General features: G+C 50.0%; 11 protein-coding genes. All 11 read left to right on the top strand.

Annotated features, from left to right (window positions below; all coding sequences use genetic code 11):
- Nucleotides 1–8: 8 nt before the first annotated feature.
- Nucleotides 9–2,324, top strand: a complete 2,316-nt coding sequence (gene infB / locus M1Q06_RS10080) for a translation initiation factor IF-2 (RefSeq protein ID WP_434399504.1) — start codon at nucleotides 9–11, stop codon at nucleotides 2,322–2,324.
- The gene (locus M1Q06_RS10075; protein WP_274624096.1) at nucleotides 2,321–2,599 is read left to right on the top strand and encodes a DUF503 domain-containing protein; all 279 of its coding nucleotides are present in this window, start codon (nucleotides 2,321–2,323) and stop codon (nucleotides 2,597–2,599) included. Before infB ends, M1Q06_RS10075 begins: the two co-directional genes overlap by 4 nt.
- An 18-nt stretch (nucleotides 2,600–2,617) precedes the next feature.
- Nucleotides 2,618–2,971, top strand: coding sequence for a 30S ribosome-binding factor RbfA (gene rbfA, locus M1Q06_RS10070; protein WP_068462817.1), 354 nt, complete (start codon nucleotides 2,618–2,620; stop codon nucleotides 2,969–2,971).
- Between the two features lie 93 nt (nucleotides 2,972–3,064).
- Nucleotides 3,065–3,994 carry a tRNA pseudouridine(55) synthase TruB gene (truB, locus tag M1Q06_RS10065; RefSeq protein ID WP_434399503.1) on the top strand — a complete coding sequence of 310 codons (930 nt, stop codon included), beginning with the start codon at nucleotides 3,065–3,067 and terminating at the stop codon, nucleotides 3,992–3,994.
- Nucleotide 3,995: 1 nt separating this feature from the next.
- Nucleotides 3,996–4,937, top strand: coding sequence for a riboflavin biosynthesis protein RibF (gene ribF, locus M1Q06_RS10060; protein ID WP_121297645.1), 942 nt, complete (start codon nucleotides 3,996–3,998; stop codon nucleotides 4,935–4,937).
- A 134-nt stretch (nucleotides 4,938–5,071) separates the two neighbouring features.
- Complete coding sequence (gene rpsO / locus M1Q06_RS10055) at nucleotides 5,072–5,341, top strand: 30S ribosomal protein S15 (RefSeq protein ID WP_058380477.1); 270 nt, start codon at nucleotides 5,072–5,074, stop codon at nucleotides 5,339–5,341.
- A gap of 139 nt (nucleotides 5,342–5,480) precedes the next feature.
- The gene (gene pnp, locus M1Q06_RS10050; RefSeq protein WP_434399502.1) at nucleotides 5,481–7,589 is read left to right on the top strand and encodes a polyribonucleotide nucleotidyltransferase; all 2,109 of its coding nucleotides are present in this window, start codon (nucleotides 5,481–5,483) and stop codon (nucleotides 7,587–7,589) included.
- 78 nt (nucleotides 7,590–7,667) lie between these two features.
- Nucleotides 7,668–8,879, top strand: coding sequence for a M16 family metallopeptidase (locus M1Q06_RS10045; RefSeq protein ID WP_121297644.1), 1,212 nt, complete (start codon nucleotides 7,668–7,670; stop codon nucleotides 8,877–8,879).
- Nucleotides 8,880–8,988: 109 nt separating this feature from the next.
- Nucleotides 8,989–9,999 (top strand): aspartate-semialdehyde dehydrogenase, encoded by a 1,011-nt coding sequence (locus tag M1Q06_RS10040; RefSeq protein WP_241663181.1) that lies wholly within the window; start codon nucleotides 8,989–8,991, stop codon nucleotides 9,997–9,999.
- A gap of 251 nt (nucleotides 10,000–10,250) precedes the next feature.
- Nucleotides 10,251–11,918 carry a ribonuclease J gene (locus M1Q06_RS10035; RefSeq protein WP_101805104.1) on the top strand — a complete coding sequence of 556 codons (1,668 nt, stop codon included), beginning with the start codon at nucleotides 10,251–10,253 and terminating at the stop codon, nucleotides 11,916–11,918.
- Nucleotides 11,919–11,995: 77 nt separating this feature from the next.
- Nucleotides 11,996–14,410, top strand: a complete 2,415-nt coding sequence (locus M1Q06_RS10030) for a DNA translocase FtsK (protein ID WP_434399501.1) — start codon at nucleotides 11,996–11,998, stop codon at nucleotides 14,408–14,410.
- Nucleotides 14,411–14,533: the final 123 nt, after the last annotated feature.

The following is a 14,533-nucleotide window of genomic DNA, read 5'->3' as shown; positions in this document are numbered from 1 at the left end:
GTGAGCAGATGACCAAAATTCGAGTACATGAATACGCGAAAAAAGTAAATAAACCAAGCAAAGACATCATCGACGAATTGTCAAAAATGAATATTAAAGTCAATAACCATATGGCGACATTAGAAGATACTGCTGTAACGAAATTGGACGGCATTTATAAAAAACCTGCACAAGGAAACCGTGCTCAAGGTTCACAATCCCGCCCACAAGGCCAAAACCAGCGCCGCGGGCAAAGCGGACAAGGCAGCCAAGGCGGCCAAAACCGTACGCAAGGCGGCCAATCCCGTCCCCAAAGCGGACAAGGCCAGAACCGCACAGGCGGACAAAGCAGCCAGGGCGGCCAAAACCGCACACAAGGCAGCCAGAACCGTACGTCATCCACGCAGCAAGGAACGAGCCAAGCAGGGCGCGGTTCCAACTTCACGCCAAAAGCTGCAAAACCAGCTCCAGGACCTGGCCAACGCGGCCGTTCGAACGGCCCGGGACGCGGCGGGCAAAACCGCAACCGTAAAGGCAAACAGCAGCGTCCGGTAAACCCGATGCCGCCAATGCCGAAGAGAGAAAAAGAATTGCCGTCAAAAATCACATTCAGTGAATCTTTGACTGTTGGCGATTTGGCGAAAAAACTAGGCCGCGAGCCTTCAGAAATCATCAAAAAATTGTTCATGCTTGGTGTTATGGCAACAATCAACCAAGAATTGGATAAAGATGCCATTGAGCTTGTCTGTGCAGAATACGATGTAGAAGTAGAAGAAGAAATCTTGGTCGATAAAACTGATTTGGAAGTCTACTTCGAACCTGAAGAAGAAGCCAAAAAAGAAGAACGCCCGTCTGTTGTTACGATCATGGGTCACGTCGACCACGGGAAAACGACTTTGCTGGATTCAATCCGCCACACGAAAGTGACTGCTGGAGAAGCTGGTGGGATTACGCAGCATATCGGTGCTTACCAAGTCGAGGAAGACGGCAAAAAAATCACATTCCTTGATACACCAGGCCACGCAGCGTTCACGACGATGCGTGCGCGCGGTGCGAAAGTAACTGATATTGCTATTATCGTTGTTGCTGCTGACGACGGCGTCATGCCGCAGACAGTGGAAGCGATCAACCATGCAAAAGCTGCAGAAGTTCCGATTATCATCGCAGTCAATAAAATGGATAAACCGTCCGCTAACCCGGACCGCGTCATGCAGGAATTGACCGAGCACGGTCTTGTACCTGAAGCATGGGGCGGCGATACGATTTTCGTACCGCTTTCCGCATTGACTGGAGACGGCATTGATACGCTTCTTGAAATGATCCTTCTTGTTTCTGAAGTCGGGGAATTGAAAGCGAATCCTGGCCGCCGTGCAATCGGTACGGTCATTGAAGCGGAGCTGGATAAAGGCCGTGGATCTGTCGCGACTTTGCTCGTGCAGGATGGCACTTTGCATGTCGGCGACCCAATCGTTGTCGGTAATACGTTCGGACGCGTCCGTGCGATGGTCAACGACCTTGGCCGCCGCGTGAAAACAGCTGGCCCATCAACGCCTGTTGAAATTACTGGACTTAGTGATGTACCGCAAGCCGGCGACCGTTTTGTCGTGTTTGAAGACGAGAAAACTGCTCGTCAAATCGGTGAAGCCCGTTCGGCTACAGCGTTGCAGGAAATGCGTTCTGAGAAGAACCGCGTTACTTTGGATAACTTATTCGACCAATTGAAACAAGGTGAAATGAAAGAGTTGAACTTGATTGTCAAAGCTGACGTTCAAGGGACAGTGGAAGCCATGGCTGCTTCACTCTTGAAAATCGATGTAGAAGGTGTCAACGTAAAAGTCATCCATACAGGCGCCGGGGCGATCACCGAATCTGATGTATCACTGGCGGCAGCTTCTAACGCCATCATCATCGGCTTTAACGTCCGCCCAGATGTTAACGCCAAGCGCGCAGCAGATGCAGAAGGCGTCGATATCCGCTTGCACCGCATCATCTACAAAGTGATCGAAGAAATCGAAGCAGCGATGAAAGGCCTCTTGGACCCAGAGTTCGAAGAGAAAATCATCGGCCAAGCAGAAATCCGCAGCACGTTCAAAGTGTCTAAAGTCGGAACGATTGCCGGAAGCTATGTAACGGAAGGTAAGATCACCCGCGACAGCGGCGTGCGCGTCATCCGTGATGGCATCGTGGTCTTCGAAGGCGAAATCGATACCTTGAAACGCTTCAAAGATGACGCAAAAGAAGTTGCAAAAGGCTACGAATGTGGTGTGACGATCAAAAACTTCAACGATGTTAAAGAAGGCGACATCATCGAAGCGTTCATCATGGAAGAAATCGAAAGAAAATGATCCTTTCAATGGAATGCGAGTTCTTCATCCCTACCGCGCATTCATTGAAGGATAAACGCGCCGTCGTCAAAAGCATGATGACGCGCACCAAGCAAAAATTCAATGTGTCGGCGGCGGAAGTCGATCACCAGCAAGTTTGGCAGCGCACGCGCCTTGCGTTTGTTACCGTTTCTTCGTCAAAAGAAGCAGCGGAGCGTGAAATGGAGCATGTGCTGCGCTTTCTGGAAAGTAATCCGTCGTGGGAATGCATGGAAATAGAGAAAGAATATTTGTAAGAACGGAGTGGATTCGAAATGTCATCAATGCGCTCGAATCGTGTAGCTGAGCAAATGAAAAAAGAGCTCGGCGAGATTATCGGCAGAAAACTGAAAGATCCGCGCATCGGATTTGTCACAGTGACAGATGTCGAAGTGACGGGCGACCTTCAGCAGGCAACCGTCTATATTAGCGTATTGGGCGATGACAAGGAAAAAGAGCAAACTTTGCTCGGCCTTGCCAAGTCCAAAGGATTCATCCGCTCAGAAATCGGGCAGCGGATCCGGTTGCGCAAGACTCCTGAATTGGCGTTTGAAATCGATTCGTCTGTCGCATACGGCAATCGGATTGAATCATTGCTGCGGGATATCAAAGATCCAACAGAAGAGTAAACCGAAAGCCTGCCCGTCTATTTTTAGACAGCAGGCTTTTTTCTACATACTATACGTTCGGTCCTAGAACCGATAAAGAGAGGGGCTTTCAATATGGAACCGAATGGAATTCTTCCATTATGGAAAGAACCAGGCATGACATCGCATGATTGTGTTTTCCGCTTGCGGAAAATCCTGAAAACGAAAAAAGTCGGGCATACCGGAACGCTCGATCCCCAAGTGGACGGCGTATTGCCCATTTGCCTCGGGCGATCGACCAAAGTGGCAGAGTATATCACTGATCAAGGAAAAACGTACGAAGCGGAAGTATTGATCGGGTTTTCAACGGAAACAGAAGATGCAGAAGGCGCTATAGTGGAACAAGACGCCAGCGACAAAATGATTTCACGCAAGCAGCTTGAAGATGTATTGCAAAGCCTGACCGGCGACATTGAACAAATTCCGCCGATGTATTCCGCCGTCAAAGTGAACGGCAGAAAGCTCTATGAATATGCCCGTAAAGGCGAAACGGTGGAACGCCCGGTGCGGACCGTGCATATTGACTCGATTGAATTATTGGATGAAGCAGAGATGTGGGAAGGCCAGAATATCCATTTCCGCATCCGCATCCGCTGCGGAAAAGGGACTTATATCCGGACGCTCGCTGTCCAGATCGGGGAAGCACTTGGCTATCCGGCTCATATGTCACAGCTGACGCGCACGCAATCGGGGAGTTTTACGAAAGAACAATGTGTGACGCTTGCCGAAGTGGAGGAAATTGCGCAAAATGGAGATATCGGTTCTATTTTGCAGCCCCTTGCCTATGGCTTAAGTGCGTTTCCATTTGAAGAAATCACGCCGGATCTATTGTTCGGCATTAAAAACGGCCAAGTTCTCGAAGAGCATCCGGTCTTAAAGACGGAAGCATTCGTCGTTTTTACCCATCAAGGCAAGCCGGCAGCTTTGTATAAACGGCATCCGGATAAGCCGGGCAAAATGAAACCCGAAAAAATGTTTGGATTTCCTCCAACGGACGAGGTGTAGTATGAAAATTATTCACTTGAGTTATCCTCACGAGATGAAAGCACAAGAAGATGGCCCGCTGTCGATGGCGATCGGCTTTTTTGACGGCGTTCACCGCGGGCACCAGAAAGTGATCGGCACGGCAATTGACAAGGCGCAAGCAGGCGGGATGAAATCCGCTGTTATGACCTTCGATCCGCATCCGTCGCTCGTGCTCGGCGGCCGGAAAGAAGAAGTCTTCTATATCACGCCGCTTGGCCAGAAAATGGAGATCTTGCAGGAGATGGGCGTAGACATCTGCTATATCGTCCGATTCACTTCAGAGTTTGCCAAACTTTCCCCTGAACAATTTATTGAGCACTTCATCGACGGCCTCGGCGTCAAGGAAGTCGTGGCAGGGTTTGATTTTTCGTTCGGCTTTAAAGGCGGCGGCGATATGAAATTGATGGAGTCGGCCGGCAGAGGGCGCTATAATGTCACGACGGTTGGCAAGATCGAAGCGGAAAATGAAAAAGTCAGTTCAACGCGCATCCGCCATCTATTGAAAGATGGGATGGTCGAACCGGTCCATCATCTGCTCGGCAGGCCGTACCGGATTTCCGGGACGGTGGTCAACGGCGACAAGCGCGGGCGGACGATCGGCTTTCCGACAGCGAACGTCGAACCTGAACTCGGGACATTCGTTCCAAAGCGCGGCGTCTATGCTGTGCGGATTGAAGTACAAGGCGCTTACTTCGACGGCGTCTGCAATGTCGGCTACAAGCCGACATTCAACAATCCCGATGTCAAAAACCTGGTCATCGAGGTCCATATCCTGGATTACGATAAGTCGATTTACGGTGAAAAAGTCGTCGTTGAATGGCATAAGCGCATACGCGACGAACAGAAATTTTCCGGCATTGATGAACTGAAAACCCAAATCGGGCAGGACAAAAATACCGCAAAGCAATATTTCGAAGTATAAGTTGGACAGTTGATTTCAGGAAATCACTGTGCTATGATATCAAAGTACTGAACGTACTAACCGTTGCTTGGCACATCGAATCACCAACGTTTGCTAGGTAATAGGGGCTATCAGAGATTAGGAGGTGGAACAGCATGGCAATCACTCAAGAACGTAAAAATGAATTGATCAATGAATACAAAGTGCATGACACTGATACTGGTTCTCCAGAAATTCAGATCGCCATTCTTACAGAAGACATCAACAACTTGAACGAGCACTTGCGTACCCACAAGAAAGATCACCATTCACGTCGTGGTCTATTCAAAATGGTTGGACGCCGTCGTAACTTGCTTAAATACCTACGCGAGAACGATGTACAACGCTACCGTGAGTTAATCGCAAGACTTGGCCTACGCCGATAATAGCAAGCAGAGAAAGCGGGATTCGTCCCGCTTTTTCTTTATGCTTAAAACTTATCATTGAATCGCACTTGATGTGCTTTTTTGATACACTATTTAAAGATACATACTACACGAAACACGGTAAGAGAGGAGCTCGACTATGGAGCAAACAAAAAAGGTTTACACATTTGACTGGGCTGGCCGCGAACTGAAGGTCGAAGTCGGTCAACTGGCAAAACAAGCAAACGGAGCGGCATTGATCCGTTATGGCGATACAGCAGTGCTGTCCACTGCAACCGCATCAAAATCACCGAAGCCTTTGGATTTCTTCCCATTGACGGTGAACTACGAAGAGCGCCAATACGCTGTCGGGAAAATCCCGGGCGGATTCATTAAACGCGAAGGGCGCCCATCCGAGAAAGCGACATTGATCAGCCGCTTGATCGATCGTCCGCTGCGTCCGTTGTTCCCAGACGGATTCCGCAACGAGGTGCAAGTCATTTCAATGGTCATGTCAGTCGACCAGGATTGCCCATCTGAAATGGCAGCGATGTTCGGGTCTTCCTTAGCATTGATGATTTCAGACATTCCGTTTGACGGGCCGATCGCGGGCGTCATCGTCGGGATGGTGGATGGCGAGTACATCATCAACCCAACAGGCGAGCAAATGGAGAAAAGCTCGATCAACTTGACGGTTGCCGGCACAAAAGACGCCATCAATATGGTAGAAGCCGGTGCCAAAGAAGTGTCCGAAGAAGTGATCCTTGAAGCAATCATGTTCGGCCACGAAGAAATCAAGAAATTGATCGCTTTCCAGGAAGAAATTGCTGCGGAAGTGGCTAAAGAGAAATCAGCAGTTCAATTGTACGAACTGGACGCTGACTTGACGGCTGAACTGAAAACGGCTGTGGAAAAAGACATGAATGCTGCCGTTCAAGTGAACGAAAAGCAGGCGCGCAATGAAGCCATTGCGGCTGTCCGCGAACGTGCGCTTGAAGCATATGCAGATTCAGAAGACGATATCAAGAAACAAGCGGGCCAAGTGCTCGATAAAATGGTCAAAGATGAAGTGCGCCGCCTGATCACAGATGAAAAGATTCGCCCGGACGGCCGCGGCCCATCTGAAATCCGCGCGCTTTCTTCTGAAGTTGGCGTCCTTGCGCGCACTCACGGTTCCGGCCTGTTTACGCGCGGCCAAACGCAAGCGATGAGCATCTGTACGCTCGGCGCTCTCGGCGATGTGCAAATCATCGATGGCCTCGGCTTGGAAGAGACGAAGCGTTTTATGCACCATTATAATTTCCCGTTGTTCTCCGTTGGGGAAACCGGCTTCCTGCGCGGCCCCGGCCGACGCGAAATTGGCCACGGCGCTCTAGGCGAACGTGCGCTTGAAGCAGTCATTCCAAATGAAAAAGATTTCCCATATACGATCCGCCTGGTCTCCGAGGTATTGGAATCGAACGGATCCACATCACAAGCAAGTATCTGTGCATCTACTTTGGCGATGATGGATGCAGGTGTGCCAATTAAAGCACCTGTTGCCGGAATTGCGATGGGCCTTGTGAAAAAAGGCGAGAACTACACGGTTCTTTCCGATATCCAAGGGATGGAAGACCATCTCGGCGATATGGACTTTAAAGTAGCCGGAACCGCAGAAGGCGTCACAGCCTTGCAGATGGATATCAAAATCGACGGCTTGTCCCGCGAGATCTTAGAAGAAGCATTGACGCAAGCGAAAATCGGCCGTTTGCACATTCTCGAATCGATGATCGCTACGATCAATACACCGCGCACGACTTTGTCGAAATTTGCGCCGAAGATCATCATGGTGAAAATCAATCCGGATAAGATCCGTGACGTCATCGGGCCTGGCGGAAAAGTCATTAATAAAATCATTGATGAAACAGGCGTCAAGATTGATACCGAACAAGACGGCACGATTTTCATTTCTTCTGTTGATGAAGAAATGAACGCCAAAGCGAAAGCGATGATCGAGAATATCGTACGCGAAGCGAAAGTCGGCGAATATTACGAAGGCGCAGTCAAGCGCATCGAAAAATTCGGTGCATTCGTTGAATTGTTCCCGGGCAAAGACGGCCTTCTCCATATTTCCGAAATCCAGGAAGAGCGGACGAAAGAAGTGGAAGATGTCTTGAAGATGGGCGATATCATCAAAGTCAAAGTCATCGAAATCGACCGCCAAGGACGCGTCAACTTGTCCCGCAAAACGGTTTTGAAAGAAGAAAAAGAAGCAGCCGAAAAGGCTTGAAACAGTAAATGAAAACAGATTGGAAAAATTGCCGGTGGCACTCGCCGGCAATTTTTTTCATATACAGGAGGGCTTTCAATGGTTACCACTTATACTTGCCAAAATGGCTTGCGTATCGTTTCTGAACATATTCCGCATTTCCGCTCCGTATCGGTCGGGGTATTCGTCAATACAGGGTCACGTGATGAGCGCCCGGAAGAAAACGGCATCACGCATTTCATTGAACATCTCTTGTTCAAAGGCACCGAAAAACGCAGCGCCAAAGATATCGCGCGGGAATTCGACCGCATTGGCGGCGATTTGAATGCCTATACTTCAAAAGAATATACGTGCTATTACGCCAAAGTGCTTGACCATCATGCGCCGCTCGCAGTCGAAGTCTTGGCGGATATGTTTTTCAATTCAGTGATGGATCCAGTAGAGATCGATAAAGAACGGCTTGTTGTCAAAGAGGAGATCAGCATGACCGAAGATATGGCGGATGACGATGTCCATGAACAATTATGGCGGGTCATGTATCCCGACAATGCCATCGGCGCACCGATTTTAGGTACCGCCGAAACACTGGACCGTTTTTCAAGACAGCAGATTTTGGATTATATGGAGCGCCATTACACCCCATCGAACACGGTCATTTCCGTGGCAGGCCATATCGATGGCAAATTGCTCAGCCAAATCGAAACTTTATTCGGGTCATTTGAACGGAAAAGCCCGGAAAATGCCCATGTCATGCCTACTTTCGTGCCCGGCCAATCGATCAAGCACAAAGAAACGGAACAAGCCCATATTTGCCTCGGGTATCCTGGGCTGTCGCTACAGGATGATCAGCTGTTTGCGCTGGCGGTATTGAACAATATCGTCGGCGGCTCGATGTCGTCCCGCTTGTTCCAAGAAATCCGAGAAGACCGTGGTCTTGCCTATTCGGTCTATTCCTACCATTCCGCTTATTCGGACCACGGTACGCTCGCCATTTACGGGGGCACTGCCGACCATCAAGTTGGAGAAGTAGAAGAATTGATTCGCACATCATTGCAGCGCATGCGAGAAGGGGACATCAGCGACTTGGAAATTACGGATTCCCGTGAGCAATTGAAAGGCAATTTGCTGCTTGGGCTAGAAAGCACAGGCTCCAGAATGAGCCGCAACGGCAAATATGAATTGCTTCACGGCAAACACCAGTCCGCGGATGACATCATCCACTTGATCGATGCAGTGAAGCGTGAGCATGTGCTGGATTTGATGCAATTGACTGCCACTGCGCCTGCCGTCTCCATCATCCGTTCCCAATGAAAGAGCAGGAATTGCGACAATTTGTCACATTAACGCGATAAATTATGTTACAATAACGCAAATTAGCCAAGAAGGAGAGAGTCGAGTGAAAACCTATAATGTAGCGATCATGGGCGCAACCGGTGCCGTCGGTCAGCAAATGAAAGACCAGCTGGAGAAGCGCAATTTCCCTGTAGGGGACATCAAATTCCTGTCTTCTGCACGCTCTGCCGGCAAGGAAATCGAATTCAACGGACAATCCTATACAGTAGAGGAAGCAGTGCCCGAATCATTTGAAGGTGTGGATATCGCTTTGTTCAGCGCAGGCGGCAGCATCTCGGAAAAGTTTGCACCTGAAGCCGTAAAACGCGGCGCAGTCGTCGTCGACAATACGAGCGCATTCCGCATGAATGAAGATGTACCGCTCGTCGTCCCTGAAGTGAATAAATCAGCGCTAAAAGGCCATTCCGGCGTGATCGCCAACCCAAATTGCTCGACGATCCAAATGGTGTGCGCATTGCAGCCGCTAAAAGAGCAGTTCGGCTTGCAGAAAATCATCGTTTCCACTTACCAGGCGGTTTCTGGTGCAGGAATTGATGCAATCAATGAGTTGAAAGAACAGTCAGCGGATTTTGAGAACGCAGCCACTGCCGAAGCGAAGGTCTTGCCTGTGAAGTCAGCCGATCGCCATTATCCGATCGCCTTCAACGCAGTGCCGCAAATCGACCAATTCGCAGACAACGGCTATACGTTGGAAGAAATGAAAATGATTAACGAAACGAAGAAAATCATGAGCGACCAAGGCTTGGCAGTCGCGGCGACATGTGTGCGCTTGCCGGTCGTAACTGGCCACTCCGAATCCGTCTATGTGGAACTGGATGACGCACCGTCCCTCGAGCAAGTGAGAGCGGCGCTGAGCGGCGCGCCAGGCGTCGTGCTACAAGATAATCCCGCCAATCAGGAATACCCGATGCCGTTGATGGCAGCCGGGAAAGACGAGGTGTTCGTCGGCCGTATCCGCAAAGATCTCGACAACCCGAACGGCTATCATTTGTGGATCGTCTCCGATAATTTGATCAAAGGCGCGGCGTTGAACTCGGTTCAAATCGCCGAAGCGCTCATCGAAGAACAATTGCTGTAAGCTGTCAGGCAATCATCCGGTAGCGGGTGATCTGCTGGCGCATGTGAAATCTTTGGCCATCCGGTGCCGCTTGGAAGTCATGTCTTCCTCGTGTCTCTGGGTGGCTTTTTTTGTTTCACGAACGGATGGTTTTGCGTCAGCCATGTGGGGGGAATGGCTGCGGATATTTTTTCTTTGGACTGTTACCGGTGATTACCGTATAATGAAGTTTATGGATCTGTACGGGTGAAATATTTTTAGGAGGAAATCAATTGAGTAAAATTAAAAACGAAGTCATTAGAGTCATTCCGCTTGGCGGAGTAGGAGAGATCGGGAAAGCGATGTACGTCATCGATATCGACGATGACCTGTTCGTCGTCGACAGCGGGTTGATGTTCCCGGAAGATGAGATGCTTGGCGTCGACATCGTCATTCCGGACGTCACTTATCTCGAAGAAAACAAAGACCGTGTCAAAGGGATTTTCCTGACGCATGGCCATGAAGATGCGATCGGGTCGATTGCTTATCTATTGAAGAAAGTCCAAGCGCCGGTCTACGGTTCGAAGCTGACCATCGCGCTGGCCAAAGAACACGTGAAAGAACTCGGTTCGCTTAAGCACCATAAATTCTTTGAAGTCACCAACAAGAGCCGCATGAATTTCGATAAAACACACGTCACCTTTTTCCATACGACACACAGCATCCCGGATGCGCTCGGAATCGTCTTCCATACATCGGAAGGCGCAATCGTCCACACCGGGGAATTCAAATTCGACCAGTCGATGCAAGGCAGCTACCGCCCGGATTATGCCAAAATGGCGAAGCTTGGCGAAGACGGCGTCTTGATGCTGTTGTCGGATTCCACCGAAGCCGAACGCCCAGGCTATACGACGTCTGAAACGGTCGTTGCCGATCATATCTTGACGGCATTCCACCAGGCACCGGGGCGCATTCTCGTATCACTTTATTCATCAAACTTCATCCGTATCCAGCAAGTGTTCGATATCGCGCATCAAACGGGCAAGAAAGTAGCCGTTATCGGCAAAAGCCTGGAGAAGAGCTATGAAGTCGGCTTGCGACTCGGGTATCTGGAAGTCGACGAAGACACAGTCATTTCCTTGAAAGACTTGGAGAAATACAATGACGATGAAGTCGTCATCATCGTGACCGGCAACCAGGGCGAACCGCTTGAAGCGCTCGACAAAATGGTCAGACGCCAGCATAAAGATGTCCGCATCAATGAAACGGATACGGTATTGATCACGTTCACACCGTCGCCAGGCATGGAAGTGCCGATGTTCCAGACTATGAACAAATTGGCGAAAGCCGGCGCGAAAGTGCTGACATCCAACAAGAAAGTCCACGTTTCCGGCCACGGCAGCCAGGAAGATTTGAAAATGATGCTGAACTTGATGAAGCCGAAGTATTTTGTCCCGATCCAAGGGGAATACAAAATGCTTATCGCCCACTCGAAATTGGCACAACAAGTCGGCATCGCGAAATCGGATATCTTCATCGCCGATAAAGGTGATATCGTCGAATACCGAAAAGAAAAAGTCCGCATGAGCGGCCGTGTCACGACAGGCAATGTCTTGATCGACGGAATCGGCATCGGGGATGTGGGCAATATTGTGCTCCGCGACCGTAAGCTTTTGTCTCAAGACGGCATCTTTATCATCGTTGTTACCTTGAACCGCAAGGAAAAACGCATCGCTTCAGGGCCTGAGATCATTTCCAGAGGCTTTGTCTATGTTCGCGAATCGGAGCAATTGCTTGATGAATCGAGCCAATTGGTGCGCAAAGTCGTCGATAAATACGTGACGCGCGATGCGTTCGAATGGAACAACATCAAACAGGAAATCCGCGACACGCTTAATTCGTATCTGTATCAGCAGACGAAACGGCGTCCGATGATCATTCCGATCATCATGGAATACTAAGAATACAAGTAAAGGGATTCCATACCGATTTTATCGGCAGGAATCCTTTTTCATTACGTAAGAAAAGAGGGAATCCCATGGCGCCAAGCCGTACGAACAAAAAAACCACTACCACAAAGCCGCGTACCAAGCCGCGCACAAAACCGAAACCGAAAGCGAAGAAGAAGCGCCAGCCGGTTCCGATGATCGCCTATGAAGTGACAGGCCTCATCATGATCGGCATCGCGATCTTGATGGTCTTTAGGCTCGGCTTGGTCGGCCGCATGTTCAATAATATGGCTGAGTATCTGCTGGGCTATTTAGCTTTTCTCGCACCACTGGCATTGATCGCAGCCGCACTCCACATCATGGTCAAACGCGGGCTGCCGAAAATCCGCGCAAAAATTGCAGCCGGCTCTATGTTTCTCCTTGCCGGTGCTTTATTGATCAGCCATTTAATCTGGGCAGCAGGTTCGATCTTGCCGATCACTACTGCAAATGTCTTGTCGGAAACATCGAAAATGACGCAAATGACCGGCACGATCTGGGGCAATTACGAAGCAACTGGCGGCGGATTTTTCGGCGCTGTGCTATATGCGTTGCTTCACGTGCTATTTGCGACAGCTGGCACATGGGTCATCGCCATCATCTTATTGTCGATTGGCGCCATCATCTTGACCGGCAAAACGGCTGCGCCCGTTATTGCAGAGCGCTTGCCGGTAGTCGGCGAAGCGATGCGGTCACTCGCAGAACGCTTCAAGCCGGAACGCAAGCCGGCGAAAAAACAGCCGCGCAGAAAAAATGCGCCTGAAAAAGTGTTGGAAATGAACGAGCAATTGGCTTACGACGACGCGCTGGAAGAGACAGAGACGACGCTGGTCTTTGATCAGGAGACCGAGCGCGAGCCGGAAGAGGAAACGGAAAAAGAGCCAATCATTTCGGCCTTTACGGAAAAGGTCAAGCCGAAGCGCCAGAATCCGGAAGAGGAAAAACCGAAAACCGAAGCTTCTGAGGAAATCAGGCATGTTGACCCAGAAACGGGAGAGATCTTGAAAGAGCCGGTCATGTCGATGAAAGAGGAGGCGGAAAATGAAGATTATGCGTTGCCGCCAATCGATCTCTTGACCTTGCCGCCGCATAGCGACCAAAGTGGCGAGTATTCGGGCATCCAGAAAAACGCCAAAAAACTCGAGAAAACCTTCCAAAGTTTCGGCGTTCGCGCTAAAGTGACGCAAGTCCATCTAGGGCCTGCCGTCACAAAATACGAAGTGCTGCCGGATGTCGGCGTGAAAGTCAGCAAAATCGTCAGCCTTCACGACGACTTGGCATTGGCGCTTGCCGCCCGAGATATCCGCATTGAAGCCCCGATCCCCGGGAAATCGGCGATCGGCATTGAAGTGCCAAATACCGAAGTCGCAGTCGTCAGTCTTCGGGAAGTATTGGAATCGGAAGAAAACAATCGTCCCGACTCGAAACTATTATTCGGGCTCGGCCGCGATGTGACGGGCCAGGCAGTCATGACCGAGCTCAATAAAATGCCCCATCTGCTCGTAGCAGGTTCTACCGGCAGCGGGAAATCGGTGTGCATCAATGGCATCATCACGAGCATCATCATGCGCGCCAAGCCGCATGAAGTGAAGATGATGATGATCGACCCGAAAATGGTCGAATTGAATGTTTATAATGGCATTCCCCACCTGCTCGCGCCGGTCGTGACGGACCCGCGCAAAGCGGCACAAGCCTTGAAGAAAATCGTTTCGGAAATGGAACGGCGCTATGAGCTGTTTTCCCATACCGGCACACGCAATATCGAAGGCTATAATGATTATGTCGACACATTCAATGCAGAAAATGATGAAAAACATCCGAAGCTGCCGTTTATCGTCGTCATCGTCGATGAATTGGCGGATTTGATGATGGTCGCGTCTAACGAAGTAGAAGATGCCATCACACGGCTTGCGCAAATGGCGCGTGCTGCCGGCATCCATTTGATCATCGCTACACAGCGCCCGAGCGTCAACGTCATCACGGGCGTCATCAAGGCGAACATCCCGTCGCGCATCGCCTTTGCGGTATCATCCGCAATCGATTCACGCACCATTCTCGACATGGGCGGGGCAGAGAAATTGCTCGGCCGCGGCGATATGCTGTTCCTTGGTGCCGGACAGTCAAAACCGGTACGCGTGCAAGGGGCGTTCTTGTCGGATACTGAAGTGGAGAAAATCGTCGACTTTTCCATCGAACAGCAAAAAGCGCAGTACCAGGAAGACATGATCCCGTCGGATGTCGAAGAAGTAAGCGTCGACCAAGAAACTGATGAATTATACGACGAAGCGGTTCAATTGGTGACAGAAATGCAGACAGCCTCCGTTTCCATGTTGCAGCGCCGTTTCCGTGTCGGCTATTCCCGTGCCGCCCGGATTATAGACCAAATGGAGCAGCGCGGGGTCGTCGGACCTTATGAAGGCAGTAAGCCACGGCATGTCCTGGTTCCTAAGCAGGAAGAATACTAACCCGCCAATGGCTGATTTGTGACAAAATGTTTAGTATTTGAGAAAGCTTGTGGAGGAAAATTCGCAGAATTCGACAAATTGCTATTTATTTCATTTCTATTAAATGGTATAGTAATTCTGATT

It is taken from the genome of Planococcus sp. 11815, from assembly GCF_051096385.1.
Classification (GTDB): Bacteria; Bacillota; Bacilli; order Bacillales_A; family Planococcaceae; genus Planococcus; species Planococcus citreus.
This window is presented reverse-complemented; position numbering and strand designations above follow the sequence as displayed.